Annotated in this window: 27 protein-coding genes; 7 read left to right on the top strand and 20 right to left on the bottom strand. The window is 71.4% G+C overall.

The window, feature by feature from the left end; genetic code table 11:
* Positions 1-23 precede the first annotated feature (23 nt).
* Positions 24-275 (top strand): hypothetical protein, encoded by a 252-nt coding sequence (locus tag LUX31_RS38005; protein WP_443046083.1) that lies wholly within the window; start codon positions 24-26, stop codon positions 273-275.
* Positions 276-548: 273 nt separating this feature from the next.
* Here the strand turns inward: LUX31_RS38005 and LUX31_RS31510 are convergent, their stop codons facing one another.
* The 14 genes from LUX31_RS31510 to LUX31_RS31445 all read right to left on the bottom strand — a co-directional run bounded on the left by LUX31_RS31510 (position 549) and on the right by LUX31_RS31445 (position 13,395).
* Complete coding sequence (locus tag LUX31_RS31510) at positions 549-971, bottom strand: Hsp20/alpha crystallin family protein (protein WP_235478700.1); 423 nt, start codon at positions 969-971, stop codon at positions 549-551.
* A 111-nt stretch (positions 972-1,082) separates the two neighbouring features.
* Positions 1,083-1,658, bottom strand: coding sequence for an Rv1733c family protein (locus LUX31_RS31505; RefSeq protein ID WP_235478699.1), 576 nt, complete (start codon positions 1,656-1,658; stop codon positions 1,083-1,085).
* 21 nt (positions 1,659-1,679) lie between these two features.
* Positions 1,680-2,402: a CBS domain-containing protein gene (locus tag LUX31_RS31500; RefSeq protein WP_235478698.1), complete on the bottom strand. Its 723-nt coding sequence runs from the start codon at positions 2,400-2,402 to the stop codon at positions 1,680-1,682.
* A gap of 167 nt (positions 2,403-2,569) precedes the next feature.
* Positions 2,570-3,988, bottom strand: a complete 1,419-nt coding sequence (locus tag LUX31_RS31495) for an NAD(P)(+) transhydrogenase (Re/Si-specific) subunit beta (RefSeq protein WP_235478697.1) — start codon at positions 3,986-3,988, stop codon at positions 2,570-2,572.
* A gap of 5 nt (positions 3,989-3,993) precedes the next feature.
* Complete coding sequence (locus LUX31_RS31490) at positions 3,994-4,341, bottom strand: NAD(P) transhydrogenase subunit alpha (protein ID WP_235478696.1); 348 nt, start codon at positions 4,339-4,341, stop codon at positions 3,994-3,996.
* The gene (locus LUX31_RS31485) at positions 4,338-5,471 is read right to left on the bottom strand and encodes an NAD(P) transhydrogenase subunit alpha (RefSeq protein WP_235478695.1); all 1,134 of its coding nucleotides are present in this window, start codon (positions 5,469-5,471) and stop codon (positions 4,338-4,340) included. Before LUX31_RS31485 ends, LUX31_RS31490 begins: the two co-directional genes overlap by 4 nt.
* 48 nt (positions 5,472-5,519) lie before the next feature.
* Complete coding sequence (locus LUX31_RS31480) at positions 5,520-6,533, bottom strand: zinc-dependent alcohol dehydrogenase (RefSeq protein WP_235478694.1); 1,014 nt, start codon at positions 6,531-6,533, stop codon at positions 5,520-5,522.
* 39 nt (positions 6,534-6,572) lie between these two features.
* Positions 6,573-6,941: a DUF779 domain-containing protein gene (locus LUX31_RS31475; RefSeq protein WP_235478693.1), complete on the bottom strand. Its 369-nt coding sequence runs from the start codon at positions 6,939-6,941 to the stop codon at positions 6,573-6,575.
* A 29-nt stretch (positions 6,942-6,970) separates the two neighbouring features.
* Positions 6,971-8,491, bottom strand: coding sequence for an aldehyde dehydrogenase family protein (locus LUX31_RS31470; protein WP_235478692.1), 1,521 nt, complete (start codon positions 8,489-8,491; stop codon positions 6,971-6,973).
* 46 nt (positions 8,492-8,537) lie between these two features.
* Positions 8,538-9,872, bottom strand: coding sequence for a GAF domain-containing protein (locus LUX31_RS31465; RefSeq protein ID WP_235478691.1), 1,335 nt, complete (start codon positions 9,870-9,872; stop codon positions 8,538-8,540).
* 323 nt (positions 9,873-10,195) lie between these two features.
* Positions 10,196-11,026 (bottom strand): universal stress protein, encoded by an 831-nt coding sequence (locus LUX31_RS31460; RefSeq protein WP_235478690.1) that lies wholly within the window; start codon positions 11,024-11,026, stop codon positions 10,196-10,198.
* 148 nt (positions 11,027-11,174) lie between these two features.
* Entirely contained in the window at positions 11,175-11,618 is a 444-nt protein-coding gene (locus LUX31_RS31455) for a pyridoxamine 5'-phosphate oxidase family protein (RefSeq protein WP_235478689.1), read from the bottom strand.
* Positions 11,619-11,633: 15 nt separating this feature from the next.
* Positions 11,634-12,308, bottom strand: coding sequence for a helix-turn-helix domain-containing protein (locus LUX31_RS31450; RefSeq protein ID WP_235478688.1), 675 nt, complete (start codon positions 12,306-12,308; stop codon positions 11,634-11,636).
* 19 nt (positions 12,309-12,327) lie between these two features.
* Positions 12,328-13,395, bottom strand: coding sequence for a zinc-dependent alcohol dehydrogenase family protein (locus tag LUX31_RS31445; RefSeq protein ID WP_235478687.1), 1,068 nt, complete (start codon positions 13,393-13,395; stop codon positions 12,328-12,330).
* A 282-nt stretch (positions 13,396-13,677) separates the two neighbouring features.
* Here LUX31_RS31445 and LUX31_RS31440 point away from each other — a divergent pair, with 282 nt between their 5' ends.
* Entirely contained in the window at positions 13,678-14,049 is a 372-nt protein-coding gene (locus LUX31_RS31440; protein ID WP_235478686.1) for an STAS domain-containing protein, read from the top strand.
* Between the two features lie 6 nt (positions 14,050-14,055).
* Here the strand turns inward: LUX31_RS31440 and LUX31_RS31435 are convergent, their stop codons facing one another.
* Positions 14,056-15,057 carry an Acg family FMN-binding oxidoreductase gene (locus tag LUX31_RS31435; protein WP_235478685.1) on the bottom strand — a complete coding sequence of 334 codons (1,002 nt, stop codon included), beginning with the start codon at positions 15,055-15,057 and terminating at the stop codon, positions 14,056-14,058.
* A gap of 318 nt (positions 15,058-15,375) precedes the next feature.
* Here LUX31_RS31435 and LUX31_RS31430 point away from each other — a divergent pair, with 318 nt between their 5' ends.
* From LUX31_RS31430 to LUX31_RS31415, 4 genes are all read left to right on the top strand, one after another.
* A complete protein-coding gene (locus tag LUX31_RS31430) occupies positions 15,376-15,957 on the top strand; it encodes an Rv1733c family protein (protein WP_235478684.1) in 582 nt (193 codons plus the stop codon).
* 162 nt (positions 15,958-16,119) lie between these two features.
* Positions 16,120-16,596, top strand: coding sequence for a hypothetical protein (locus LUX31_RS31425; RefSeq protein WP_235478683.1), 477 nt, complete (start codon positions 16,120-16,122; stop codon positions 16,594-16,596).
* 198 nt (positions 16,597-16,794) lie between these two features.
* Positions 16,795-17,256 (top strand): OsmC family protein, encoded by a 462-nt coding sequence (locus tag LUX31_RS31420; RefSeq protein WP_235478682.1) that lies wholly within the window; start codon positions 16,795-16,797, stop codon positions 17,254-17,256.
* A gap of 44 nt (positions 17,257-17,300) precedes the next feature.
* Positions 17,301-17,996, top strand: a complete 696-nt coding sequence (locus LUX31_RS31415) for a universal stress protein (protein ID WP_235478681.1) — start codon at positions 17,301-17,303, stop codon at positions 17,994-17,996.
* Between the two features lie 74 nt (positions 17,997-18,070).
* Here LUX31_RS31415 and LUX31_RS31410 read toward each other — a convergent pair whose 3' ends face one another.
* The 4 genes from LUX31_RS31410 to LUX31_RS31395 form a co-directional block, all read right to left on the bottom strand.
* Complete coding sequence (locus LUX31_RS31410) at positions 18,071-18,568, bottom strand: flavodoxin domain-containing protein (protein WP_235478680.1); 498 nt, start codon at positions 18,566-18,568, stop codon at positions 18,071-18,073.
* Between the two features lie 21 nt (positions 18,569-18,589).
* Entirely contained in the window at positions 18,590-19,324 is a 735-nt protein-coding gene (locus LUX31_RS31405; protein WP_235478679.1) for a CBS domain-containing protein, read from the bottom strand.
* Positions 19,325-19,337: 13 nt separating this feature from the next.
* Positions 19,338-22,031 (bottom strand): bifunctional acetate--CoA ligase family protein/GNAT family N-acetyltransferase, encoded by a 2,694-nt coding sequence (locus tag LUX31_RS31400; protein WP_235478678.1) that lies wholly within the window; start codon positions 22,029-22,031, stop codon positions 19,338-19,340.
* Positions 22,032-22,241: 210 nt separating this feature from the next.
* Positions 22,242-24,626, bottom strand: a complete 2,385-nt coding sequence (locus LUX31_RS31395; RefSeq protein WP_235478677.1) for a phosphoketolase family protein — start codon at positions 24,624-24,626, stop codon at positions 22,242-22,244.
* Positions 24,627-24,673: 47 nt separating this feature from the next.
* Between LUX31_RS31395 and ppk2 the strand changes: the two genes are divergently transcribed.
* The gene (gene ppk2, locus LUX31_RS31390; protein WP_235478676.1) at positions 24,674-25,477 is read left to right on the top strand and encodes a polyphosphate kinase 2; all 804 of its coding nucleotides are present in this window, start codon (positions 24,674-24,676) and stop codon (positions 25,475-25,477) included.
* A gap of 14 nt (positions 25,478-25,491) precedes the next feature.
* Here ppk2 and LUX31_RS31385 read toward each other — a convergent pair whose 3' ends face one another.
* A complete protein-coding gene (locus tag LUX31_RS31385; protein ID WP_235478675.1) occupies positions 25,492-26,373 on the bottom strand; it encodes a universal stress protein in 882 nt (293 codons plus the stop codon).
* Position 26,374: the final 1 nt, after the last annotated feature.

The raw sequence follows: 26,374 nt of genomic DNA, 5'->3' as shown, positions 1-26,374 counted from the left end.
ACCCGGCGCTCTCCCGCCGCCTGATGATCCATGGCCCTGGCTGTCCGGTGTGCTTCGCCCCGCTGGAGAAGCTGGACCGGGCAACGGCGATCGCCGAACGGCCCGAGCCTTCACCGGCTTCGGCGAGATGCTGCGGAGACCCGGCTCGCAGACCGCTCTGCTGTCACTGCGGGCGCGGGGCACCGCCGTATGACTCCCTCTGTCCGAACTCCGGCTGCTGCGCCATTCCCTCGGAAGGCCGCCCGCGCCGCCGATGTTCCGGTCGCCACCGGTGACACCACGGTCATGGGCCGGGCGCAGCGGACAAGGTGTTCATCAAGACGACCGGCATCGGGCAGCGGCACGGTTCGCTGCGTCCGTCGGCCGCGCTCACGCGTCCCGGCGACGCCGTCCCTCTCTCGGGCCTGACCGGGCTGCACGGTACGTGGTGGACCTGCCGCTGGGCGGGCAACTGCCCTGCATCTGCTGACCGTTGGACCATGCGGCGGACGGACGCGAAGGTGCGCGGCCGGCGGGGGTACGCCGGCCGCGCACGGGGGTGCGGCTGTTCAGCCGTGCCGCACCGGGATGGTCCTGGTCCCCGCCTTCTCCTCCGGGACCGGGACCGTGATGGTCAGGACACCGTCCTTGTACTCCGCGGTCGCGTCGTCGCCCTTCGCTCCGGCGGGCAGCCGGACGGAGCGGGCGAAGGTGCCGTAGCGGAATTCCGTACGGTGCTTCTCCGTCGTCTCCTCACCGCGCTCGGCCCGCAGGGTCAGCACGCCTTCGGTCACCGTGATCTCGACGTCCTCGGCGGGGTCGATGCCCGGAAGCTCCGCCCGCAGTACATAGATCCCGTCCGCCAGACGCTCCTCGACACGGATACCGTGCAGCCCCGGGACGGTGTGCGCGCCCGGGATTCCACCCTCGACCCAGCCGAACAGGTCGGGCAGCGTCGGCCAGCCGGGAAGCCGCTCGATCATGCCACTCATGTCTCCCTCCTCTGCCTCCTCCGTACTCTTTCTTCCTCACTTCCAGCGTGCCGCGCGGCGGCCGGACATGCGTGGGCCGACCGGCCCTGTACGGGATCCGGTCGGCCACTGTCAGCCGAGCATCCGCTTCCTCCAGCCGGGACCGACCCGCTCCCACTCCGCCTCCCACTCGGCCAGGCGCCACCGCTCCAGGAGCGCGCGCGGGAGACGGCCCGCGACCAGTACCCCGGTTCCCGCGCCGAGCGCGACCAGTACGCCGCCCGCAGCCGCCTGGAGCCTCGCCTCGCTCGGGGCGACCGGCTTGGACACCAGCTCGTCCTCGCGGTTCACCCACACCGTGACCGTGGTGCCCGCCGTGGTGTCGGCGTCGACCTTCGTCCGGTCGGTGTGCGAGCCGCCGTTCGCATCGGTCCAGCGCACCTTCACCCACACCGTGCCGAGTTCGGACTCCGTCGCGTTCTCCGTGAGCACGGCCGACACGGCACGCGTCTGAGCGCGGTTCTCGGCCATGCCCCGCTCCATCGCGTCGGCCGTCGCGACGCCCGCGAGCACGGCGCCCAGCAGCGCGAGGAACCACGTGCCGAGCACGATCCAGGCTTCCGCACGGTCACTGCGCCGCCGGAGCGGGCTGCGGCGCCAGCGCCACAGCCACACCCTGGTGACCTTCGCACGAGACGTCCCCGCCATCGGTCGGCACCTCCTCCTGCCTCAGGACGGACTTCCGGTCCCGGAAGTCCGTCGGGTCGCGTCGTCGGCCGGGAGATCAGGGTCGAGATCCGGATGCCTGGGCGGCCCGGCCAGTGCGAAGTCGACGTCCACGACGCCCTCGACAGCCCGCACCAGGCGGGCGGCGACAGGCACGAGCGTGGTGTCGCGGATACGACCCGTGAGCGTGACGACTCCGTCACGGACCTCCACCCGGATCGGCTCGACGGGGGCGGGGAACAACTGGTCGACAACCTCACGGCGTACCTCGCCAGCGATGTCCGCGTCTTCCCGCAGAAACACCTTGAGCAGGTCGGAGCGGCTGACGACGCCCTTCAGCAGGCCTCGGTCGTCGACGACCGGCAGGCGCTTGACCCTGCTCCGGGCCATGACGCGCGCGGCCTGGGCGAGGGTGGCGTCGGGATGGACGGTGATGGCCGGCGCGGTCATCAGCTCCTGTGCCGTCACGGCGCCCGCCTTGACGAGGTCGGACAGCCGGTGAAGCTCCGTGTACCGGCCGGGGTCACTGTCGCGGAACCCCTCCTTGGGCAGCAGGTCGGCCTCGGAGACGACCCCGATGACGCGTTTCCCACCGTCCAGGACAGGAAGGGCACTGACCTTCCACTTCTGCATGGTCTTCACGATGTCCTTGAACACCGCCCCGCCGCCGAGGGCGACGACGGTGCTGGTCATGACATCGCTCACGATGTGCGGTGTGCCGTGCATGACGTCCTCCAGGCCTGCCGGGGCGTTGGACCCATGCGTTCAGCGTGAATCAGGGCGCCGCCGTGCGCATGGGCCGGTTGGCCCTGTCCGGGGTCCCGATGGTCTCCGGGCGGACGTGAGCCCCCGCACCGGACGGTGGACGCTGGTGCGGGGGCTCACCGCGCGGGTCAGGCGACGAACTCGCCGACCGCGGCCTTGAGCTGGGTCAGTCCCTTCTTCGCGTCGGTGAAGAACATCCCGGTCTTCGGGTCGGTGTAGAGCTCGTTGTCGATGCCCGCGTAGCCGTGGCCCATCGACCGCTTGATGACGACGACACTCTTCGCCTTGTCGACGTCCAGGATCGGCATCCCGGAGATCGCGTTGCCGGGGCGGCGGGCGATCGGGTTGGTCACGTCGTTGGCGCCGATCACGAGGGCGACGTCGGCCTGCGGGAACTCGGGGTTGACGTCGTCCATCTCCTTCAGCTGGGTGTACGGCACGTTGGCCTCGGCCAGGAGCACGTTCATGTGGCCCGGCATACGGCCCGCGACCGGGTGGACGGCGTAGCTGACGTCGACGCCGTGATCGGTCAGCAGCTTGGCCAGGTCGCCGAGTTCGTGCTGCGCCTGGGCGGCGGCCAGGCCGTACCCCGGTACGAAGACGACCTTGCGGGCGTACGCCAGCTGGATCGCCACGTCGTCCGCGGACACCGACCGCACCTGGGCGGGCGCTCCGCCCGCGCCGGCCTCGGGCGGAGCGCTGTCGCCGGTGCCGAAGCCGCCGACGACGATGTTGGTGATGGACCGGTTCATGGCGTCGGCCATCAGCTTGGTGAGGATGCCGCCCGATGCACTGACAAGCATGCCCGCGATGATGAGTGCCGTCTGGTCGAGCACGAAGCCCGCCATCGCGACCGCCGACCCGGTGAAGGCGTTCAGCAGGGCGATGACGACGGGCATGTCGGCGCCGCCGATGGGCAGCACCATCGTCACGCCGAAGAGCAGGGCCACGACCACGAGCCCGTACAGGGCGACCGGGCTGTCGGGCGCCAGCACCAGCCAGACCGTGCCGACGGCGAACGAGGCCGGCAGCAGCACGTTGAGCAGCCGCGCCCCCGGGAACACCACCGGTGACCCGGAGACGATGCCCTGCAGCTTGCCCGCCGCGACCAGCGATCCGGAGAAGGTGACCGCGCCGATGACGATGTCCAGCCCGGCCGGGAGGGAGACGCGGGCCCCCAGCCCGGCCGCGTTCTCCGTCTGGACGAGTTCGCCCACGGCGATGAGCGCCGCCGCGCCGCCGCCGACCGCGTTGAAGAGACTGACCAGTTGCGGCATCGCGGTCATCTTGACCTCGCGTGCGGCCCACAGGCCGAGCGCCGCGCCGACGACCCCGCCCGAGACGAGCACAAGCCAGCCGGTCCGGCTGATGACGCCCTCGTCCGCCACGAGCCACACGGTGGCGCCGATGGCGACGGCCATCGCCCCGGCGGAGAGGGTGTTGCCGCGGCGGGCCGTGCGCGGGTGGTTCATCAGGTGCAAGCCCAGGACGAAGCAGGCGGCCGCGGCCAGGAAGACGTACTGGACGGTGCTGGAGACAGTGTCCATGACGGTCACACCTCCGCCTTCTCGCTCGGTTCCGCGGCGGGCTTGTCGGCTGATGGCTTCTCCGCGGCCGGCCTGGCCTTGAACATCTCCAGCATCCGGTCGGTGACGACGTATCCGCCGACGACGTTCATCGCGCCGAACACCATGGCGGCGAAGGCGAGAACGTAGCCGAGCCAGGTGTGCGACTCGGCCGCGATCAGCATCGCGCCGATGACGACGATGCCGTGCACGGAGTTGGAGCCGGACATCAGCGGTGTGTGCAGGGTCGCGGGGACCTTGCTGATCACCTCGATGCCGACCAGGACACTCAGGACGAACACGGTGATCGCGGTGAGGAGATCGAGGTCGTTCATGAGGACGCGCCTCCCTTCGGTGCCGCTCCCCCGGTCAGCGCGGCCGTGATCTCGTCGGCCGGGTCGAGGACGATGTGCCCGTCGCGCAGGAGATGGCGCAACAGCGCGACGAGATTGCGGGCGTACGCCGTGGACGCGGCGGTCGCCATCGCGGACGGCAGGCGTCCCGCGCCGATGACGGTGACGCCGTTGTCCAGGACGTCGGTCTTGTCGGGCTCGGATCCCTCGACGTTGCCGCCGAGTTCGCTCGCCGCCAGGTCGACGACGACGGACCCGGAGGCCATCCGCTCGACGGCCGCCGCGGTCACGAGCAACGGCGGCCTGCGCCCGGGCACCTGGGCCGTGGTGATCACGATGTCGGTCCGGGCGATGTGCGCGTCCAGCGCCTCCCGCTGGGCCCGCTGCTCCTGCTCGGTCAACTCCCTTGCGTAGCCGCCCTGTCCGGTGCCCGGTTCCGTGTCCGGCGGGCGCGGGATGTCCAGGAACCGGGCGCCGAGCGACTCCACCTCCCCTCGGGATGCGGGGCGTACGTCGTACGCCGAGACGACGGCGCCGAGGCGGCGGGCGGTGGCGATCGCCTGAAGCCCGGCCACTCCGGCACCGAGGACGAGGACCTGCGCCGGGCGCATGGTGCCCGCCGCGGTGGTCAGCATCGGGAAGAACCGGTCGTAGGCGTCGGCGGCCACGAGTACCGCCTTGTAGCCGACGACGTTGGCCTGGGAGGTCAGCGCGTCCATGGACTGGGCGCGGCTGAGGGTGCGGGGCAGCAGGTCGAGGCTCACCGTGCGTACACCGCGCTCGTCCAGCTCCTGTGCCAGGGCGGGGTGTCGCCCCAGTTCGAGCAGGCCGATCAGGGTCTGCCCGGACCGCAGTTTCCGCGCGGTCTCCTCGTCGGGCGGGCCGACGCACAGGACGGCGTCCGCCCGTGCGCGCAGTTCGTCCGGTGGTACGACGGTCGCGCCGGCGGCGGTGTAGTCGGCGTCCGTGAACCAGGCGCCGGAGCCTGCTCCGGTCTCGACGAGGACGTCGACTCCGGCTTTGCCCAGGTGGGTCACGGTCTCGGGGACGAGGGCGACCCGGCGTTCGCCGGGCGCCCGCTCCCGTACGACTCCCACGGTGACGGTTCCCATGATCTGCTGCCTCTCCCTGTGGCCCGGTGGTCCCGGGCCACAGAACTCTCAGAACTCGAAGACGAGCCGCGCTTCGGCCCGTCCGCCGAGGACCTCGTCGAAGGAGTCGTTGACGTCCGCCAGGCGCCGCGGTTCGGCGATCACCTGGGTGCGACCGGCCGCGTGCAGGGCGAACACCTCGGCGAGGTCCTGACGGGTGCCGACGATGGAGCCGATGACCGAGATCCCCTTGAGGACGCTCTCGAAGATCGGGACGTCGATGGACGCGTTGTCGGCGGGCAGCGCGACCATCACCAGTCGCCCGCCCCGGTTCAGCGACCGGAAGGCCTGCTCGAACGCCTTGGGCGCGGCGGCCAGGACGACGGCCACGTCCGCGCCACCGACCTTCTTGATCTCCTCGACCGGGTCGTGTGTACGGGCGTTGACGGTCTGGTCGGCGCCGAGGCGGTGGGCGAGACCCAGCTTGTCGGGTTCGAGGTCGACGGCCGTGACGAACGCGCCGACGAGACGGGCGTACTGCACGGCCAGGTGACCGAGTCCGCCGACGCCGAAGACGGCGACCCGTTCGGCCGGGACGACGTGGGCGACCTTGATCGCCTTGTACGTGGTGACGCCCGCGCAGGTCAGCGGTGCCGCGTCGAAGGACGACACGCCCTCGGGCACCTCGACGACCGCGCCCGCGTGGGCGACGGCGTACTCGGCGTAGCAACCGTCCACGGAGTAACCGGAGTTGACCTGGGCCTCGCACAGGGTCTCCCAGCCGGAGACGCAGTAGCGGCAGGTGCCGCAGGACGAGCCGAGCCACGGGATCGCGACCCGCTTGCCGAGGAGGTCCTCGGAGACGCCCGCGCCGACGGCCTGGACCGGGCCGACGCCCTCGTGGCCGGGGACGAACGGCGGCTTCGGCTTGACCGGCCAGTCACCGTGGGCCGCGTGGATGTCGGTGTGGCAGAGGCCGGAGGCCTCCATACGGACGAGGACCTGGCCGGGGCCGGGCTCGGGGACGGGAAGGTCCTGGATCTCCAGAGGCTTCCCGAAGTCGGTGACGACTGCTGCCTTCATGATCTGCTCCTCAACCGGCCGTGTGCCGGGATACGTTGATCAACTGGCCCTGTGCTGGGGTTCCCTGACCCGGGTGACGAACCGCAGCCCGTCCCCCGCCGCCAGCGAGAAGCCGCCCGGGGTGCCGGGTTCGACATCCAGGACGAAGCGCGGGCGGCCGAGCGCCTCGTACAGGTCGGCGTCGATGTGGAAGGTGCAGCCGTCCAGGACGCCGAGCAGCATGTCGCCCTCACCGAGGGCGAATTCACCGCCGGGGAAGCACATCGGGTCGCTGCCGTCGCAGCAGCCGCCCGACTGGACGAACATCACCGGTCCCCCGTGGGCGGCGCGCAGGGCCGCGATGGCCCGGTGCGCCGCCCCGGTGGCGGTGACGCGCCCGGCATTGCCGTTCTCGACGTGCACAGACATGTCACTGCCCTCCTTGGGCAGGCTCGTCCCTAGAACAGTCCGAGCGGCTTGGTGCCGTAGCTGACCAGGAGGTTCTTGGTCTGGCTGTAGTGGTCGAGCATCATCTTGTGGTTCTCGCGGCCGATGCCGGAGACCTTGTAGCCACCGAACGCGGCACCCGCGGGGTACTGGTGGTAGCAGTTCGTCCAGACGCGGCCTGCCTTGATGGCGCGGCCCATCCGGTAGGTGCGGTTGGTGTCGCGGCTCCACACGCCGGCTCCGAGGCCGTAGAGCGTGTCGTTGGCGATCTCCAGTGCCTCGGCCTCGTCCTTGAACGTGGTGACGGCGAGGACGGGTCCGAAGATCTCCTCCTGGAAGACCCGCATCTTGTTGTGGCCCTTGAGGACGGTCGGCTCGTAGAAATAGCCGTCTGCGAACTCACCGCCGATCGTGGGACGGTGGCCGCCGACGAGCAGCTCCGCGCCCTCCTTGACGCCGATGTCGACGTACGAGGCGATCTTCTCGATCTGCTGCTTGGAGACCTGCGGTCCGATCATGGTCTCGGTGTCGAGCGGGTCGCCCTGCTTGATGGCACGGATCCGCTCCAGGCAACGCCCCATGAACTCCTCGTAGATGTCCTCCTGGATGAGGGCGCGGGAGGGGGAGGTGCAGACCTCGCCCTTGTTGAACGCGTAGAGCACCAGGCCTTCGACGGCCTTGTCCAGGAAGTCGTCGTCCTGGGCGGCCACGTCGTTGAAGAAGATGTTCGGCGACTTGCCGCCCAGCTCCAGGGTGACCGGGATGATGTTCTGCGCCGCGTACTGCATGATCAGGCGGCCGGTGGTGGTCTCGCCGGTGAAGGCGACCTTGGCGATGCGCTTGTTGGTGGCCAGTGCCTTGCCGATCTCGGCGCCGGGGCCGTTGACGACGTTGAGGACGCCCGGGGGCAGCCGGTCGCCGATGACCTCCATCAGCTTCAGGATCGACCACGGGGTCGGCGACGCGGGCTTGAGGACCGAGGTGTTGCCGGCGGCGAGCGCCGGGGCGAGCTTCCACGCGGCCATCAGGAGCGGGAAGTTGAACGGGATGATCTGTCCGACGACGCCCAGCGGCTCGTGGAAGTGGTAGGCGATGGTCTCCTTGTCGATCTCGGTGATCGAGCTGTCCTCGGCGCGGATCGCGGCCGCGAAGTAGCGGAAGTGGTCGGCGGCGAGCGGGATGTCGGCGGCCAGGGTCTCGCGGACCGGCTTGCCGTTCTCCCAGCTCTCGGCGACGGCGAGTTCCTCGCGGTGGGCGTCGATGGCGTCGGCGACCGCGTTCAGCGCCGCCGCCCGCTGGGTGGTGGACGCCTCGCCCCACTTGTCCTTCGCCGAGTGCGCGGCGTCCAGGGCGAGTTCGATGTCCTCGGCGCCGGACCTGGGGATCTCGCAGATCGGCTTGGCGGTGGCGGGGCACAGGTTGACGGAGTACTGGCCGGTCGTGGGTGCCTGCCACTTGCCGCCGATGAAGTTCTCGTACCGGGGTGCCACGTCGACCGGACTTCCGGGCCTGCCCGGAGGCTCGTACCTCATGATCGTCCCCTTTCCGGACACGATGTTCGGGGTGATGCTCAACACGTTAGGAACGGGCACGCTGCAACACCGCTGCATGCCGTGCGACCTGCGGCGGGACGGCCCTCGCCGGGGCCAGCGCATGGGCGCGTGCCGCCGCGGCGGCACGCTGGGCCGAACCGCCGGGCAGGAGATGGGCGAGCGCCAGCCAGGCGGCGCCGTCATCGGCCCCCCAGGCCGAGGTCACCCAGCGTCGGAGCAGCGCCGCGTCACCGCCGGCCAGGACGGCACCGCGCAACTGCTGCTCCAGGGACCGCCGTTGCTCCAGCACGGCCGGCGCCTCGGAACGTGGCAGCAGCGGACCCTCGTAGCGCTCCAGCGCCTCGGCCACCCGCCCTTCGGCAAGCAGTGCGGCCACGTCACCGAAGTCGGTGCGTACCGGGCACAGCAGCGCGTAGGGACGCGATCCGAGGACAGTGGGGCCGAGCACCGCGCGCAGCCTGGTCAGCTCGGCCCGCAGCGTCGAAGGGGGCACCTCCCGCTCCGACAAGTCCACCGCGAGCCGGTCGCCGGGGACGCCTCGTCCCTCCAGAGCAAGCGCCACCACGATCTCGCTGTGGCGCGGGCTCAGCCGGTGGACACGTCCGCCGCATTCCAGCAGTGCGCTGTCGCGGCCCAGCGCGGACAGCCGTGCGCCACCGGCCTGTCCGTCGGCACCCGCGTACAGCACCCGCCCGTCGGGGCCGAGCAGGGGCCCCGACGGGGTCATGGCACGGGCGAGCACCGCCTCGGCCGCCAGCGCGGCGGCCCGTACGGCGGCCAGGGCGGGGGGTGTGGCGATGGTGGCGCCGCCGGAGAGGTCGACCACGCCGAGCACCCGGCCGGACCCGGGGTCGTGAACAGGGGCCGCGGCGCACGACCAGCCGTGCGCGGCGGAGCTGTAGTGCTCGCCGGTCACGACCTGGACGGGCCGCCCCACCTGCAGCGCGGTTCCGGGCGCGTTCGTCCCGGCCTGCGCCTCGGACCACAGGGCGCCCTCGACGAAGTGCATCCGCTCGGCCCGGCGCACGGCCGCCGCGTCGCCCTCGACCCACAGCAGAGTCCCGTCGGCGTCGCCGACCGCGAAGACATGCCCGTCGTCGGCGGCACCGGCGCCGAGCAGGTCCCGGAACAGGGGCAGCACCTCGGCCAGCGGATGCGTACGCCGGTACGCGGACAGTTCCTCCAGGCTCTTGCGCAGGGGCGGCAGCCGACTGCCGTCCGGGGGCACGCCGGACGCGGCGCACCTGCGCCACGAGTCGGTCACCAGACTCCGCAGCCCCGGCGGCACGCCTCGCGCGGTCATGAACCGCTCGTGCGCCGCCCGCAGCGCGTCCGTCGAAACGGCGGTGGAAGCGTCCATGGCACGTCCCTCGTCCCTCACCCCGGCCGATCCGGTCGCACCAGCCTCAGCCGTGCGCCCGATCCGGCCACAGAGGCCGAACGGCCCCGGTGCCAGGGCCCCTCGGACCCGGCCGAGGGTCATGAGCGGACGGTGGGACCGCGCCGGAAATCCTCTTCCCGACGTCCCCCGCCCTGCCTCCTCCCTCTTGGAGGCACTGCTCCTCGGCGCCTCCCAGCAGCTGCTGGGAGGCGCACGGCCGATGCCGGAACGGGCACGCGGTCCGGCCCGACCGCACCGGCGTCGCCGTCCTCATCGCAGCCGGACGGGCGGTCGCCGTCCTGTCAGCCGCTGCCGGGTACGGCAACCACGGGGCAATGGGATCGGTGCAACAAGGTGTGCGCGACCGGTCCCAACCGCGTTCCCGGCCCACCATGCCGGTGCGCACCGATCACGACGACCGCGGCCTCCCGCGTGGCCTCCAGCAGTGAGCGCGCCGCGCTGGCACGGACCGTGCGCGTCTCGACGTCGACACCGGGGTGCTGCTCCCGCAGCCGGGTCAGGGCGAAGCGCGGAACGGCCTCCTCGGCGCGGCCGTGCCGGGCGAGCCGCTCCTGTCCCGGGCTCGTCGCGGGCACGAGCGACGGCAGTTCGGGGGTCTCCTGCAGGTGGGTCCAGGAGTGCAGGACACGCAGCCGGGCACCGCGCCGCTCGGCCTCCTGGAAGGCGTAGGCGGCCGCATCCGCGTCCGCGTCGCTCTCCAAACCGAGCAGCACGTCCTTGCCGTCGTCGCACGGATGGTCCCCGCGTACGACCAGCAGCGGGCCCCGCACCTGCGCGGCCAGCCGCAGGCTCACCGAGCCGAACAACAGGCCGGTGAGCCCGCCGAAGCCGCGTGTGCCCACAACGGTCAGGACCGCGTGTTCGCTCTCACGTACCAGCGCCCGCACGGTGCCGCCCTCAGCCGCCGCTGTCACAACCGGCAGACCTGGGTGCCGCTCACTCACCCGTGACGCCTCGGCCCTCAGCACGGGTCCGGCCTCGTCCCGGTCCGGCACGGCGTACACGACGCGCAGGCCGGCTCCACGGCGCACCGCCTCGTCCGAGGCCCAGTCCAACGCCCGTACGGCGACCAGCGAACCGTCCGTTCCTACGACCACGTGCTGGAGAGTCATGGCTCCCGCTTCCCTTCGGGTGTCGCGGCGGCTTCGCAGTCCACACTCGCCCTCCGCGGACACCGGGGGCAGGGCCCGCCAGGACCCGACGCAACGCCGAACGGCCCCTTGTCGCGGGGCCGTTCGGGTCCATGTCGGTGACGGTCCGTCAAGACGCCGGAAGAACCACGCCGTACATGGTGCGCCCGCCGGCCAACTCCCGGCCGGTCACCAGCTCGGGCTCGATGCGGACGAAGACCTCCTCGGGCGAGGGCACCCAGGAGCACGGGCCGGTCCGGGCCAGCCGCTCCTGCTCGGCGGGGTCGGTCACCACCGTCGCCTTGCCGGTGACGACGACACTCCAGCCGGAGTGGGTGGCCGCGTCGACCTCGTCGGCCTCGAAGGCGACCACCGTCCCGTCGATCGCCCGCACCAGCTCCGAGGCCGCCGAAGTACGCAGCAGCACCGAACCGTCGTCGTCCAGGCCGAAGTTGACCGGCAGAACCGCGGGCAGGGCCTGGCGCGTGTGGACGATACGGCCGACCGGCACCTTCGCCAGCAGCCGCAGACACTCCTGCCGCCCGAGTTCGCGGAAGCCGTCGTTCGCATACATGAGGAACAACCGCCGTCACGCCGTGATCCGGCGCCCGGTGAGGGCGAGCGGGTCGATACGCACCCACACGTCACGTTCGCCGCCGGCCCAGGGCAGGCTGTACGCGCGCTCCGTGAGGTGCCGTACGTCGTCGGGGTCCGTCACGGTCCGCGCGTGGCCGCGCACCAGAACGCTCCAGCCCTGGCTGAACGCCTCGTCGATGCGGTCGACCTCGAAGGCGACCTGACAGCCGGCCGCCTGCGCGGGCGTGGTGCCGGCGGCGGTACGGAAGACGACCGCGCCCTCGACCACGCTGTAGTTGACGGGGACGATGACCGGCCCCGACACGGTGGGCACCGCGACCCTGCCCACGCCGTGCGTGGCGAGCAGGGCCCGGCACTCCTGTTTGCTCAGTTCGGTGAACTCGGGGAGCGGGCTCGCCCGCCCGGGGCCCGGCGGCAGATCCACGGCGCCGCCGACAAGGTCCCGCACGGTGGTGTGCAGGGCCCCGGCCAACCTGCGCAGGGCGCTCGTTCCCGGTGCCGTGGCGGGCTGTTCCTCCAGGTACTGGAGGTAGCCGGGTGCCATGCCCGCTCGTTCGGCCGTTTCCCCTCGGGACAGCCCGAGTTCCTCACGTCGCCGGGTAAGGCGACGTCCGAGGTCACTCTTCGGGTGTCCCTCCACCCCGCTCGGTTCCACCTGTTCGGCCATGGCCCATCGCTTCCTCTCGTCAGGCCGCACGGACGGCGACCTCGTGCTGCGGCCCGCCGAGCACGACCTTGAGCGCGCCGGTGTCGGCGGCCCGGGAGAAAACGTCGTATGCCTCCTCCATGCGGTCGAGCGGGAAGGTGTGGGTGACCATCTCCGCGGTGGGCAGCCGGCCGGCCGCCGCCATCCGCAACAGCGTGGGCGTCGAATAGGTGTCGACAAGCCCGGTCGTGATGGTCACGTTCTTGATCCACAGGTCTTCGAGGTGCAGGGTCGCGGGCTTGCCGTGCACGCCCACGTTGGCCACATGTCCTCCGGGACGCACCATGCGTGTGCACAGTTCGAAGCTCTCCGGCACGCCCACCGCCTCGATGACGACATCCGCGCCGAGTCCGTCCGTGAGGTCGGCGATCAGCTGCTCCGGGGTTTCACGGGCGTCGGCCACGGCATCGGCGCCGAGCCGCTTGGCCGCCTCCAGCCGGGTGGCGGCCAGGTCGACGGCGACGATCCGCTCGGGCGAGAACAGCCGGGCCGTGGCGATCGCCGCCAGTCCGATGGGACCGGCGCCGACGACGGCGACGGTGTCTCCGGGCCGTACCCGCCCGTTGAGCACACCCACCTCGTAGGAGGTCGGGAAGATGTCGGCGAGCATTACGGCGTCCTTGCTGTCCACCGCGCTGGGCAGTGCGTGCACGGACAGGTCGGCGTACGGGACCCGGACGTACTCGGCCTGGGTGCCGTCGATCAGATGGCCGAGGATCCAGCCTCCGCCGCCCCTGCACTGCCCGTACGCGCCCTCCCTGCAGTAGCGGCACCGCCCACAGGCGCTGATGCAGGAGACCAGGACCCGGTCTCCCGGCCGCACGGTGCGCACGTCGCTGCCGACCTCGACGATCTCGCCGACCGCCTCGTGCCCGAGCACCGTGCCCGGGCTCACCTCGGGTACGTCGCCCTTGAGGATGTGCAGGTCCGTCCCGCAGATGGTGACGGTGTCGACCCGCACGATCGCGTCGGTGGGTTCCTTGATGCCGGGATCCGGAACCTCCTCCCAGGCGGACTGTCCGGGGCCGTGGAAGACGAAGCCCTTCATGACGCACCTCTCCCTCGTGTTCTCCTGCGGGTCTCGGTCTCGGGTCCCGGCGGTTCGGCGACGGCCGGTAGGGCCGAGCGTCGCGCGACCGATGCCGGGATTGCCCCGCAGATCCAGCTTGTCCCGCGCCCGTGGGCCTCGCTTGGGCCAGTCGGTACCCATCACCCGGCCGTTCGGGGTCTTCGCTCGGCCACGAGCGTGTCTCGAAACGCCGTTCGGGCCGGGGCCACAGGGGCCGACCGGCCCTTCCGTTCGTGTCACCGAACACGCTTTTCTCTCACCATGTCCAAGACCCGCACCAGATCCGTACCGCACCCCACGGAACGACCCGCCCGCAGGGCGACCGTCCTGGAACTGCGTGGCGAGGTCGACCTCGCCATGGTGCCGTCTCTTTCGGCACGCCTCGACACACTGACCGCACACGGCCAACCCGATCTGATACTCGATCTCCGCCGCGTGTCCTTCATCGACTGTGCCGGCCTGGGCGTCCTGTGCCGGGCGCGGAACCGGACCCTGGCACGGCAGGGCCGGCTGCGGCTGGTCTCCGACAGCGGCCGTTTCCTGCGGGTGCTCCGTCATGCCGGTCTGTCCGGCGTCTTCGAAGTGCACCCTCACCTGCCCGAGGGGCCGACGCTCACGACAGCGACGGGCTGACCGGGCCTACCCGTTCGGCCGCTCCTCCCCGAACACCGGACCCGGGGCGCGCCGAGGAGTGACAGCGCCCTGCGGACCGTGTCCGAAACGCATGAGCAGCTGCGCGTGACCGGTCTGGCCGGGCACAGGGCTCAGCGATTCGCGCAGGTCGGGCCACTCCAGCGCCTGATGCAGCAGAGACACGCGCAGACCTTGGGCCGTCGCGAGGAGCCAGACGTGCTGGAGCGCCTGCCCGGCGCGCAGCCAGTCGGCACGGCGGTCGTGCTCGGTGGCCAGCACGGCGATGACCGGGTCCTTCTCGAAGGGCTGGGCGACGAGCCGCTCGGGATGGCGCTGTGCGGTGAAATCACGCACGGGGAGGTGTTCGCGGGCGTCCTGCGGGCCGAGCGCCTTCCGCGGCACGCCCACATCGCGGGCCGGGTCCAGCTCGTGGTTCACCCAGCGGCGGCCCTCCGCCGCCCGGTCGGCGTCGAGACGATTGCGCTGCTCGGCCTCCGCGGTCAGCCGAAGGAGACGGTCCGTCTCGGTGGCCTCGGCGAAGGTGAGCCGGGCACCCTCCGCACGGGCCGCCGCGCCGAGTTCCGCGCGCAGGTCCGGGAGAACCGGCATGCCGCAGAAGGGGAACCGGCTGCTGTGCCTGCGCCAGATGGCCGCGTAGAGGTCGAGGCTCTGCCGCCCCTGATGCGGGTCACCGGGCTCTGTCGGACGAACGGTGGCGAACAGGCCGGGGTTCTCCGGGCAGGGCAGCAGCCGCGTCACGGGCGCCCAGCCGAAGTGGGCCAGCGCGACCCGCAGGTTGAAGACACATGCCCCCGCCGACAGGTGCAGCGCCCGGCCTGTCGGATCGGTGTGCCTCAGGCCTCGCTCGGGAGCGGCGAACACCTGGAAGGTGACCGTGGCGGGATCCAGCCGGAACCGCCACGGCTGCGTGTTGTGGATCGAAGGCGCGGCGACCGCCGCCGAGACGCAGGTCTCCAGGATCGCGGCGTCCAGGAATGTGCTCGTCATGACGCCCTCCTCGCGCACCGGATCCGAACGGCCGATGCTGTCCTCCGAGCGTGGACCCACCCACCCGGGCAGGGTCAGGGCCGATGGTCCCGCACCCGGGGCCAGGAAGCCTCCGGAACCCCGACCCGACCGGGTCCGTGACAGCCTCCCGGCCTTGAGGCACCCACCCGCCCTCTCGGTTCAGGGCTGAACGTCCCTTCTTCGATGGCGAGTTGACCCCGACCGGCCCACCGGCTCCGCCCGGTGGGCCCATGTCCCGTCCCTCCTCCGGCTGTCACCTTCGGGAATGTCACGAACTTCAGGAGGAGGTGCGGACCGATGCACGGCAGCAGGTGTACGCGGAAGCGGTTCTGGCGGTGGCGGAGCAACCCGTTGCGACGGCACGACGACATCGTCGAGGCCTGGATCGTGCTGGCCGTGTGGGCGGTCATCGCGATGGGGGGCACGGTCGCCGGCCTGGTGACGGCCCACGCCGCCGACGAGGTGTTCGCCGCGCAGCGCGCCGAGCGCCGTTCCGTCCGAGCCGTGCTGCTCGCCGACGTCCCACCGGCCGTTTCGGCGGTCAGGGGAGCGAGCGGACAGTCGGTGGCGAAGGTCCGCTGGACGGCCCCCGACGGCGCCACCCGCACCGGCGAGACACTGGTGCGCGCGGGGCTGGCGGCCGGATCCGGGCTCGTCGTCTGGCAGGACGACCGCGGCGAACTCACCACCGAGCCGATACCTCCCACGGACGCGGCCGTCGAGGCGGGCATCCTCGGTGCGGCGGCCGCACTGGCCCTCGCCGGGATCGCCTTCGGCGCCGGAGCCGCCGCACGATGGCGGCTCGACCGGCGGCGTGTCGACCGGTGGGGCAGGGAGTGGGACCACGTCGGCCCGCGGTGGAGCCACAAGACCGGCTGACGCCCGGAATTCCGGTCACACGCCTAGCGCGCCCGGGGAATCGTTCAGAGGCCGAACAGACCGGACGGACAAGCCACTTGGCCCTCGTGTCCGCCCCCTCACCACGCTGTACTCGAAAATGAGCACCCAACCGTCGTGCTCCAGACAGGGCAGGAGAGTTCCATGACCACGACCCGCGCACTCCGCCGCCTCGCACCGGGCGCCACGGTACCGGCTCCCAGGCAACCCGCCTCGGCCATACCGCCCGGCACCCCTTCCGAGGCTGCCGTGCCGACCCGCGAGGGCAGCCCACAGTCCGTCGTCGGCCATGTGGCCGACTTCTACGGCGCGTACACGGACGCCCTCCACGACCTCGGTCGCGGACAGTTGGCCCACGCGCTCCGCCACCACTACCTCACCGCCGAGCTGTGTGCCGGCCTGATCCGCTGGGACGCCGCTCACCGAGGGGACGGCGTGCTGCGCGCCAAGGGTGTTCCCATCAGGTGGAGCGTCGCCTACATCGACAGCGGCATGGGCCATTGCTGGAGCCGTGTCACCCTCACCTGGGACGACCCCGGGCACGAGATCCACCACACGCGCCTGCTGGTCCGGTCCGACCTCGCCTCACGACGTATCTCGGGTATCTGGACCGACGAGTGACCGACGCGCTGTTCCCGCCGTGCACCCTGCGTGCGGGTCACTCCGAATGCCCGAACGCCCCTGCACCAGGGCCGGTCGTCACCCATGGGGGACGACCGGCCCATCTCCGTCAGCGGGATGTCGCCGGACGATGAGAGTACGAAGATGCGGGCTCCCTTGAGAGCCGAGCAGTCCGCAACAACCGCAGGAGGTGCGGTGATGAACAAAACCTCGCCCGCCCACGACTCACAGGTCCCGCGCCGCGGCCGAGCCGTCGCGCAGCCCCCCGGACGCGTGGAGGTCACCCAGCTCAGGAACCAGGCGTTCGCGGTCTTCGTACGCGACCACGAACTCACCGTCGACCAGCCGGTCGAGGCCGGCGGCGACAACGAAGGGCCCACCCCGGTAGAGTTCTTCGTCGCCTCACTGGCGTCCTGCGTGGCCTACTACGCGGGGCGCTTCCTCCAGCGCCACCACTTGGCGTACGAACGTCTTCGTGTCAAGGCCGACTTCACCATGGCCGACGACCGGCCCGCCCGGGTCGCGGCCGTACGCATGCGCGTCCTCCTGCCGGTGGAACTGAACCCGGACCAACAGCAGGCGCTGCGCGCGGTGGTCGGCCACTGCACCGTGCACAACACGCTGCGGCAGCCTCCCGAGGTCACGGTCGAGCTCGGCTGACCTGCGAGGACGGTATCTCTCCTGGTGCCGGACAGTCGGACGTCATGGACCAGACGATCGTTGCCCGTATCGACCGATCGGACCACGAGGGTGCGGTGGCCGACTGGGCCGGCCATGAGGCACGACTGCGTGGACTGCCGCTTCAGGTTGTCGACCATCTGCGGCCCGACATCCTGAGCAAGGCGAAGATGGTCGTCCTCGGCATGCCCGGAGAGGGCGGTACCGCCGGTCCCGCACGGGAGTCGGCCGCTCTCGCCGTCGTCGGAGCGTCCTCCTGTCCCGTCGTGCTGGTGCCGGACGCCCCCGGCCTCGGAGCCCTGCGGCACAGCCGACACGAGGTCGTGCTCGGCGTGGACGCTCGTGACCCGGCGGCGGCAGCCATCGACTTCGCCTTCGAAGCCGCTCTGACGACGCACGTGCGTCTGCACGCCGCGCATGCCTGGAGCCTCCCCTCCTGTGCCGCCGAACTGCCCTTCGGCATACCGGAGGAGGACCGGGGCGCCTGGGAGGATCACGAGGTGCAGTTGCTCGCCGACGTGCTGCGGCCGTGGCGCGCGAAGTACCCCGGGGTGCGGGTGCTCGAAGACGTCGTCCTGTTCGCCCCGGCGCATGCCCTGATCCGCAAGTCGGCGAGCGCCGCGCTCGTGGTGGTCGGACGACGTGCCGGCAGCGGGTCGGCAGACATCACTCAGGCCCTTCTGCGGGATGCCGAGTGCCCTGTCGCCGTGGTGCCCTGGTAAGCCTCCTGCTCGAAAGCGACCACAGGCCGGGCCCGCGCCGACCTATCGGCGCGGGCCCGGCAGAACCATCCCTTCTACGCTCGTCCCAACTCACCCGCGATGCGCTTCGCCCACGCCTCGATCTCGGTGAAGTCCCGGAAGTCTCCGCCCTTGCCGGAGGAGATGATCTTCCGGGCGATGAATCCCTTCGCGCCCTCTTCGAGGCAGCCCCCGAAGGTGACGTGTTCCCTGGCGTCGAGCCGGACCATGGCCCGCTTCACCCCGGGTACGGGCGGGATGTCCCGTTCCGAGGCAGAGGCGTCGAGCGGGCCACTGCTGAACATCCACAGCGGGCGTCCGGTCAGTGCACGACGGTGGTGGCGGAGGAAGCGGCGCGCGTCCTTCTGCCAGCGCCCGGCGTATACGCCTCCTCCGACCACGACGGCCTCGTACGACGCCACGCTCGCCACGGAGAGGGCGGGCAGTACGTCGACCGTCAGTCCGTCCTCGCGCAGAACCTTGGCCACGGCCTCGGCGATCTCCGCGGTGGATCCGTTCGTCGTTCCGTAGGCGACCAACACGCTGCTGGGCATGGCGATCCGCCTCCTTTCCCATCAGAGCTTGCGCAGCCAGTCGTCGGCCACGCCGTGCACGGCCGGCTCGTCGGGGCGCAGGTGCGCGTCGTCCAGCCGGTAGGTGAGCTGGTCGACGACGCCGACCACGCCGTCGATCTGCTTGGTCATTGAGACAGCGATCTCGGTCTCGGTCTTGCGCTCCATGTGGCCGGCCAGCGTGACGACGCCTTCCGTGACGGAGACGTCGACGCCGCTCGGCGCCAGCCACAGCGTGTGGACCAGTACTTCGTCGATCACCTCGGTGCGGATCTCCGCGTCGGGCCGCAGGAAGACCTGGAGCAGGTCACGCCGGGTGACGATGCCGACGAGCCGGTTCTCCTCGTCCAGCACCGGCAGCCGTTCCACGCGCCGCTGCGCCATGGTCCGGGCGGCCTGGACGATCGTGTCGTCGGCGTGCGCGACGACAGGCGGCTCGGTCATCAGGTGTCCTGCGGTGCGGGCCTTCGCCTTCACGGCCTGCCGCCTGGCGCCGCGCGTCAGACCGGCGAGCCCGAAGCGGCGCTTCGGCGGTTCGTACGGGTCCGGGGTCGCCGCCTGCCGCGCCATCAGATCCGTTTCGGAGATGACGCCGATGACGTGATCGTTATCGTCGACGACGGGCAGTCCGCTGATCCGGTGGTCGGCGAGGAGCCGCGCCACCTCCTTGAACGGGGTGCCGTAGGTGGCCCGGACGACCTCGGCGGTCATCACGGAGCCGACCTTGTTGTGCTTCATGACTTTTCCTTCCTCACCGAAGTCGGCGCAGATAGGGGTCCTGGGGCCTGCGCGGCACCAGTCGCAGCCGTGCGTCGAGCACACTGACTCCTCCCGGTGTCGCGAGAACGGGGTTGAAGTCGGCCTCGGCGAGCTGTGGCAGGTCACTCGCCATGCGGGACAGCCGCAACAGCAGTTGTTCGAGGCCGTCGAGATCGACCGGTCCGCCGCCGCGCGTGCCGAACAGCAGAGGCGCACAGCGCGGGGCCGTGATCAGGTCTCGTACGTCATGGTCCGTGAGGGGGGCGAGCCGGGCGGCATGGTCGGCCAGCACCTCGGTGGCCGTACCGCCGAGTCCGAACAGGACCAGCGGACCGAACACCTCGTCCTGGACAACGCCCGCGAAGAGTTCGGTGCCGCGTGCGGCGAGCGGTTGTACGAGTACGCCGGTGAGCAGTCCGTCGAAGCGAGTCTCGAAGTCCCGGAAGGCGGCGCGTACTTGGGAGTCGCCCTGGAGGTCGAGGTGGACGGCGCGCTGCTCGCTCTTGTGCACCAGACCTGGCCAGTGGGCCTTCATGACGACCCGTCCGTCGGCGCCGCGCAGCCGGTCCGCGGCGGCGACGGCCTCGTCCTCGGTCCCGGCCCAGGCCCAGGGAAGTTGGGGGATGCCGTAGCAGGAGAGGAGGTCGGCGCAGGTGCGCGGGTCGAGCCAGCCGCCGTCCGGGTGCGCGGCGAGGAAGGCTTCGGCGACCTCGTGGGCGCGTGAGGAGTCGAGGTCTTCGAGGTCCGGAATCGTTCCGGCGGGCCGGCTCAGCCAGGCCGCGCGGTGGGCGGCGTGGGCCAACGCCCGTGCCGCCGCCTGGGGTTCGGCGTACGAGGGGATCGTGCCGCCGTCGGCGGCGGGCAGCAGCCTGACCGGCTCGCCCTGTTCCAGGCGTATCACGGCGACCGGTCGCGCCCGGCGTGCCGGGCTCCGGGTCACGGCTCGGACCAGGTCGTCGCCGGTCGCCGCGGCGACCGCGGTGGGAACGAGGGCCAGCAGGACGGCGTCGATGCCCGGGTACCGCATGATCCGGTCCACGCACTCGGTGAGCTGCTCCTCCGTCACCGCTGCGGTCGCGTCTACGGGGTTGCCGACGGCGGCGCCGTCGGGCAGTACGGCGAGCAGGTCGTCGACGGCCTCCGGGGTGAACGGCGGCAGAGCGAGCCCGGCCTCCGCGCAGGCGTCGGCCGCGAGGACGCCGGCGCCGCCCGCATTGGTGACGATGGCCACGCGGGTGCCCGTCGGGAGCGGCTGGGAGTGCAACAGGGCTGCGGTTTCGAGGAGTTCGCCGACCGAGCGGGTCGCGGTGATACCGGCCTGGGTGAACAGGGCCTGCCGGGTCATGGTCCGGGTGGCGGCGGCAGCGGTGTGCGAGGCTGCCGCGCGGCGACCCGCGTCGGTGCGGCCCGCGTCGACGGTCAGCACGGGGAAACGGCGGGTCGCCCGGCGGGCGGTACGGGAGAAGGCCCGCGGATTGCCGAACGACTCCAGGTGCAGCAACGCGATCTCGGTGCGGCCGTCGCTCTCCCACCACTGGAGCAGGTCGTTGCCGCTGACGTCGTACTTGTCGCCGAGGGAGGCGAAGGACGAGACGCCGACGCCGAGCCGGGACAGTCCGTCGAGCAGCGCGATGCCGACGCCGCCGGACTGCACGGCGACACCCGCCGTGCCCGGGCGCGGATGCTCGGCGGCGAAGGTCGCGTCGAGCCGCAGTCCGGGTTCGGTGTTGGAGATGCCCAGGCAGTTGGGGCCGACGAGACGCATGCCGTACATCCGGCAGGCCGCCAGCAATGCCCCGGCCTGGGCGCTGTCCAATCCCGCGGAGACGACGAGCAGCGCCCGCACGCCCGCCTTGCCGCACTCCTCGGCGGTGGCCGCGACGGCTGCGGCGGGCACCGCCACGATCACGAGATCAGGGGTTCTGGGCAGCGCGCCGACGGAGGGATGGGACGGCACACCAAGGATCGAGGTGACACGGGGATTCACCGCGAACAGACGCCCGGTGAATCCACCCGCGTGCAGGTGGTGCAGAACCGCCCGGCCCACCGACCCCGGCCTGCGTCCCGCTCCGACGACGGCGACCGTGTGCGGACGCAGCAACGGCTCCAGGCTGGCCACGTCGGCGGTCCGGCCTCGCGCCTCGACGGCCGAGAGGTAGGTCTCGTCCTCGTCGAGCGCGATGGCACAGCTCGTCTCGGGGCCGTCGAGGCGTCGGTCGATGTGCAGGCCCAGGTCTGTGAAGAGCCGGAGCACCTCGTGGTTCTCGCTCAGCGCATCGGCCGTGAAGGTCCGGATGCCCTCCGTCCGGGCCGCCGAGACGAGGTGTTCGACGAGGAGTGTGCCGACCCCGCGGTGGTGCAGTCCGTCGGCGACGGCGATGGAGATCTCGGCCGAGTCGTCGGCGCCGACGGCGTCGTACTCGGCGAGACCGATCACCTGGCCCGTCGCCTCGGCCAGCAGGGCCCGGTATCCGGTTCGTGCCGGCGCGCAGGCCCGGTCGGCGGCCATGGCGGCCGACCGCCGGCTCGCCGCGAAGAACCGCAGACGCAGGTTCTCCGGGGACATCTCCTCGTAGAGCCCCTGCAGCTGATCGTGATCCCCCGGTGTTACGGAACGTATGCACACGGTGGTGCCGTCCGACAGCAGGGCGTGGACAGGTGGTCGGCCGAGTACGTCGTGCGTCATCGCGGGTCTCCTCCAAGCCTCTCGACACCTTGAGCATCCAGCTGATCGGCGGGTGATCCCATGGGCTGACCGGGGGCGGGCCGGGGGCCGGTCGGCCCTAAGTCCTGCCGGTCGTCCCCGGTCACGGCGATCGTCGGTGCGGAGCGCAAAGAGCGGTACGGCTGTCCCCCCAAGAGTTACGGGGCCCAGCCGTACCGCTGTTTGCGTGTCTCAGGCGTTCCAGCTCCAGTCGGCGACCTCGGGCAGGTCCGTGCCGTGCTCGCGGATCCAGGCGTGGTGGCGGGTGCGGGCGTCGGCCATCTGCTGCCGTACGGCCGCCGCGCGTACAGCGAGGCCCGGGACGCGGTCGATGACGTCCATGACGAGGCGGTAGCGGTCGAGGTCGTTGCGGACGACCATGTCGAAGGGCGTGGTCGTGGTGCCGGACTCCTTGTAGCCGCGGACATGCAGGTTGTGGTGGCCGGTGCGGCGGTAGGCGAGGCGGTGGATCAGCCAGGGGTAGCCGTGGTAGGCGAAGATCACCGGCTTGTCGGTGGTGAACAGGCCGTCGTACTCGAAGTCGCTCATCCCGTGCGGGTGTTCCTCGCGGGGCAGCAGCCGGGCCAGGTCGACGACGTTCACGACCCGCACGGCGAGCTCGGGGAGATGCCTGCGCAACAGCTGCGCGGCGGCGAGGACTTCCTGTGTCGGGACGTCGCCGGCGCAGCCCAGCACGACGTCCGGTTCGCCGCCGTTCTCGGTGCCCGCCCAGTCCCAGATCCCGGCGCCGCGCGCGCAGTGGGCGCGGGCCTGGTCCATGGACAGCCAGTCGAAGCAGGGCTGCTTGCCCGCGACGATCACGTTGACGTAGTCGCGGCTGCGCAGGGCATGGTCGGCCACCGACAGCAGGGTGTTGGCGTCCGGCGGCAGGTACACCCGTACGACCTCAGGACTCTTGTTGAGGACGTGGTCGACGAAGCCGGGGTCCTGGTGCGAGAAGCCGTTGTGGTCCTGGCGCCACACGTGCGACGTCAGCAGGTAGTTGAGGGAGGCGATGGGCGCCCGCCACGCCAACTCCCTCGATGTCCGCAGCCACTTGATGTGCTGGTTGACCATCGAGTCGACGATGTGGACGAAGGCCTCGTAGCAGGAGAACAGTCCGTGCCTGCCGGTGAGCAGATAGCCCTCCAGCCAGCCCTGGCAGGTGTGTTCGGAGAGGATCTCCATCACCCGGCCGTGCCGGTCGAGGTGTTCGTCGACCGGCAGGTGTTCGGCCTGCCATGCCTTGCCGCTCGCGTTGAAGACGGCCTGCAGCCGGTTGGAGGCGGTTTCGTCGGGGCCGACGACACGGAAGTCGCGACGCGCGGCCGTGTCGTGCATGACCTGTTCGAGAAGATCGCCGAGGATGCGGGTGGGCTCGTGCAGGGTGACACCCGGCTTGTCGACGGGCACGGCGAAGAGGTCGAGGGACGGGATCGGCAGGTCGCGGACGAGCAGCCCGCCGTTGGCGTAGGGCGTGGAGCCCAGTCGCTTGGCGCCCTCCGGGACGCACGCGAGGACGTCGGCGGTGGGCCGCCCGTCGGCGTCGAAGAGTTCCTCGGGGTGGTACGAGCGCAGCCAGGCTTCCAACTGCCGCAGGTGATCCGGGTTTTCGCGTACTCCGGCCAGCGGCACCTGGTGCGCCCGCCAGGTGCCCTCCACCGGGACGCCGTCGACCTCGGCCGGACCGGTCCAGCCCTTCGGGGTGCGCAGCACGATGACGGGCCAGTGGACGCGTTCGGCCACGCCGTCCTCGCGGGCCGAGGCCTGCAGCAGCGCGATGTGTTCCAGCGCCTGGTCGAAGGCGGCGGCCATGGCGCGGTGGACCTGCATCGGGTCGTCGCCCGTGACATGGATCGGGATGTGGCCGTATCCCCGCAGCAGCTGGTCGAGTTCGGCCTCCGGGAGGCGGGACAGCACGGTCGGATTGGCGATCTTGTAGCCGTTGAGGTGCAGGATCGGCAGGACCGCGCCGTCGTGGACCAGGTCGAGGAACTTGTTCGAGTGCCATGCGGCGGCCAGCGGCCCGGTCTCGGCCTCGCCGTCACCGATCACGCAGGCGACCAGCAGGTCCGGGTTGTCGTACGCGGCCCCGTACGCGTGCGCGAGCGAGTAGCCGAGTTCACCGCCCTCGTGGATCGAGCCGGGCGTCTCCGGAGCCACATGGCTGGGCACCCCGCCGGGGAACGAGAACTGCCGGAAGAGCCGGTCCATCCCCGCCGCGTCCCGGCTGACGTCCGGGTACGTCTCGCTGTAGCTGCCCTCCAGCCAGGAGTTGGCCACCACGGACGGCCCCCCGTGCCCCGGCCCCCAAATACACAGCGCGTCCAGCCCGCGCGCCCTGATCACCCGGTTGAGATGGGTGTACACGAGGTTGAGGCCGGGGGATGTCCCCCAATGGCCGAGCAGCCGCGGCTTGATGTGCTCGGGCCTGAGGGGCTCGGTCAGCAGGGGGTTGGACATGAGGTAGATCTGGCCGGCGGCGAGATAGTTGGCAGCCCGCCAGTGGGCGTGCAGGGTGCGCAGTTCGTCGTCGGTCAGTACGGTGCTGCTGTCCTGGTGTTCGACGCTGGGCATCGTGGCTCCCTGAGTCATCGACGTGGGTCTCGGACGGTGGAGGCGGCATGGCCGGCAAGAAGGCGGCGACACTGCCGCGCAAGGTGTACGAGCCGGAGCTGCTGCGACTGCAGACGGAGCTGGTGAAGCTTCAGGAGTGGGTCCGGGCGGAGGGCGCCCGGGTGGTGATCGTGTTCGAGGGCCGGGACGCGGCGGGCAAGGGCGGCACCATCAAGCGTGTCGCGGAACACCTCAATCCGCGAGTGGCCCGCATCGCCGCCCTGCCGAAGCCGACCGAGCGCCAGCGCACTCAGTGGTACTTCCAGCGGTACGTCGAGCAGCTGCCCGCGGCCGGGGAGATCGTGCTGTTCGACCGCAGCTGGTACAACCGGGCCGGTGTCGAGCACGTCATGGGCTTCTGTACGAAGGAGGAGTACCAGCTCTTCCTCCGCCAGTGCCCGATCTTCGAGCGGATGCTGATCGAGGCGGGCATCCTGCTGCGCAAGTACTGGTTCTCGGTGAGCGACGCCGTCCAGCAGGAGCGGTTCCGCCAGCGTCTCAAGGACCCGACCCGGCGCTGGAAGCTCTCGCCGATGGACCTGGAGTCGATCACCCGCTGGGAGGCGTACTCCCGGGCCAAGGACGAGATGCTGGTCCACACGGACATCTCGGAGGCGCCCTGGTACGTCGTCGAGAGCGACGACAAGCGCCGGGCCCGCCTCAACATGATCGCCCACCTGCTGAGCACGGTCCCCTATCACGAGGTCCCGCCGCCGGTGCTGGAACTGCCGCACCGGCCGCCGTCGACCGGGTACGAGCGCCCGCCGCGTGATCTGCAGACGTACGTCCCCGATCACGCGGCGGGTCTCTGAGCCGGCCGCAGTCCTCACGCCCGCTGGGGCACGACGGCGACGGGGCAGGCGGAGTGGTGCAGGGCCGCGTGGGCGACCCGGCCGAGCTGGAGTCCGTGATGCCCATGCCGTCGACGGGCGCCGACGACCAGGAGATCGGCGGTGGCCGAGGCCTCCACCAGTACCTTGCGCGCCGGTCCTTCGACGGTCTGGCGGCGCACCCGCACCGACGGATGCTCCGCGGCGGCGTCGCGCAGCGCTTCCTCCAGGACCTCCGCGGCCTGCTGCTCGTGCAGCCGGGCGGGCTCACCGGTGAGCAGGGGGTGGTCGACGGTCTCGTGTGCCGGGCACCGCCAGGCCCGTACGGCGCGCAGCGTCGCGTCCCGGTCGGCCGCCGCCCGGAAGGCGAAGTCCACGGCGGCCGGGTTCGGCTCGGCGCCGACGCCAAGCACGACGCGCTGCTCGGCCCGGATCCTGGGTCGGCGCTCGGGGCCGCAGCCCACCACGATCACCGGGCACTCGGCGCGGCCGGCGACCGCGAGGCTCACCGAGCCGAGCAGCAGCTCGGTGATGCCGCTGCGACCGCGTGTCCCCAGGACGAGCGCCGAGGCGTCGCGTCCCTCGCGCAGGAGTACGGTCACGGGTCCTTCGGGCAGCACCTCGGTGGTGACCTTCACGTCCGCCTGACGGCGGTGAGCGCGCTCGGCCGCGGCCTCGACGATGGTGTCGGCCAGGATCTGCTCGGTGGTCCTGCCGAGGTCGTGGGCCAGGGCGCCGCCCTCGTACCGTTCCCACAGCGAGGCGTACACCAGCCGCAGGGGCACTCCGCGCAGGGCGGCCTCGTCCGCCGCCCAGTCGACGGCCCCGTAGCTCTGTTCGGAACCGTCGACGCCCACCACCAGGGGCAGGTCCGTCATG

It is taken from the genome of Streptomyces sp. GQFP (assembly GCF_021545335.1).
Taxonomy (GTDB): Bacteria; Actinomycetota; Actinomycetes; order Streptomycetales; family Streptomycetaceae; genus Streptomyces.
This window is presented reverse-complemented; position numbering and strand designations above follow the sequence as displayed.

Excerpts from the sequence above, each read along its gene's own strand:
- LUX31_RS38005 (WP_443046083.1), top strand. The coding sequence starts at position 24 with ATGATCCATGGCCCTGGCTGTCCGGTGTGCTTCGCCCCGCTGGAGAAG.
- LUX31_RS31510 (WP_235478700.1), bottom strand. The coding sequence starts at position 971 with ATGAGTGGCATGATCGAGCGGCTTCCCGGCTGGCCGACGCTGCCCGAC.
- LUX31_RS31505 (WP_235478699.1), bottom strand. The coding sequence starts at position 1,658 with ATGGCGGGGACGTCTCGTGCGAAGGTCACCAGGGTGTGGCTGTGGCGC.
- LUX31_RS31500 (WP_235478698.1), bottom strand. The coding sequence starts at position 2,402 with ATGCACGGCACACCGCACATCGTGAGCGATGTCATGACCAGCACCGTC.
- LUX31_RS31495 (WP_235478697.1), bottom strand. The coding sequence starts at position 3,988 with ATGGACACTGTCTCCAGCACCGTCCAGTACGTCTTCCTGGCCGCGGCC.
- LUX31_RS31490 (WP_235478696.1), bottom strand. The coding sequence starts at position 4,341 with ATGAACGACCTCGATCTCCTCACCGCGATCACCGTGTTCGTCCTGAGT.
- LUX31_RS31485 (WP_235478695.1), bottom strand. The coding sequence starts at position 5,471 with ATGGGAACCGTCACCGTGGGAGTCGTACGGGAGCGGGCGCCCGGCGAA.
- LUX31_RS31480 (WP_235478694.1), bottom strand. The coding sequence starts at position 6,533 with ATGAAGGCAGCAGTCGTCACCGACTTCGGGAAGCCTCTGGAGATCCAG.
- LUX31_RS31475 (WP_235478693.1), bottom strand. The coding sequence starts at position 6,941 with ATGTCTGTGCACGTCGAGAACGGCAATGCCGGGCGCGTCACCGCCACC.
- LUX31_RS31470 (WP_235478692.1), bottom strand. The coding sequence starts at position 8,491 with ATGAGGTACGAGCCTCCGGGCAGGCCCGGAAGTCCGGTCGACGTGGCA.
- LUX31_RS31465 (WP_235478691.1), bottom strand. The coding sequence starts at position 9,872 with ATGGACGCTTCCACCGCCGTTTCGACGGACGCGCTGCGGGCGGCGCAC.
- LUX31_RS31460 (WP_235478690.1), bottom strand. The coding sequence starts at position 11,026 with ATGACTCTCCAGCACGTGGTCGTAGGAACGGACGGTTCGCTGGTCGCC.
- LUX31_RS31455 (WP_235478689.1), bottom strand. The coding sequence starts at position 11,618 with ATGTATGCGAACGACGGCTTCCGCGAACTCGGGCGGCAGGAGTGTCTG.
- LUX31_RS31450 (WP_235478688.1), bottom strand. The coding sequence starts at position 12,308 with ATGGCCGAACAGGTGGAACCGAGCGGGGTGGAGGGACACCCGAAGAGT.
- LUX31_RS31445 (WP_235478687.1), bottom strand. The coding sequence starts at position 13,395 with ATGAAGGGCTTCGTCTTCCACGGCCCCGGACAGTCCGCCTGGGAGGAG.
- LUX31_RS31440 (WP_235478686.1), top strand. The coding sequence starts at position 13,678 with ATGTCCAAGACCCGCACCAGATCCGTACCGCACCCCACGGAACGACCC.
- LUX31_RS31435 (WP_235478685.1), bottom strand. The coding sequence starts at position 15,057 with ATGACGAGCACATTCCTGGACGCCGCGATCCTGGAGACCTGCGTCTCG.
- LUX31_RS31430 (WP_235478684.1), top strand. The coding sequence starts at position 15,376 with ATGCACGGCAGCAGGTGTACGCGGAAGCGGTTCTGGCGGTGGCGGAGC.
- LUX31_RS31425 (WP_235478683.1), top strand. The coding sequence starts at position 16,120 with ATGACCACGACCCGCGCACTCCGCCGCCTCGCACCGGGCGCCACGGTA.
- LUX31_RS31420 (WP_235478682.1), top strand. The coding sequence starts at position 16,795 with ATGAACAAAACCTCGCCCGCCCACGACTCACAGGTCCCGCGCCGCGGC.
- LUX31_RS31415 (WP_235478681.1), top strand. The coding sequence starts at position 17,301 with ATGGACCAGACGATCGTTGCCCGTATCGACCGATCGGACCACGAGGGT.
- LUX31_RS31410 (WP_235478680.1), bottom strand. The coding sequence starts at position 18,568 with ATGCCCAGCAGCGTGTTGGTCGCCTACGGAACGACGAACGGATCCACC.
- LUX31_RS31405 (WP_235478679.1), bottom strand. The coding sequence starts at position 19,324 with ATGAAGCACAACAAGGTCGGCTCCGTGATGACCGCCGAGGTCGTCCGG.
- LUX31_RS31400 (WP_235478678.1), bottom strand. The coding sequence starts at position 22,031 with ATGACGCACGACGTACTCGGCCGACCACCTGTCCACGCCCTGCTGTCG.
- LUX31_RS31395 (WP_235478677.1), bottom strand. The coding sequence starts at position 24,626 with ATGCCCAGCGTCGAACACCAGGACAGCAGCACCGTACTGACCGACGAC.
- ppk2 (WP_235478676.1), top strand. The coding sequence starts at position 24,674 with ATGGCCGGCAAGAAGGCGGCGACACTGCCGCGCAAGGTGTACGAGCCG.
- LUX31_RS31385 (WP_235478675.1), bottom strand. The coding sequence starts at position 26,373 with ATGACGGACCTGCCCCTGGTGGTGGGCGTCGACGGTTCCGAACAGAGC.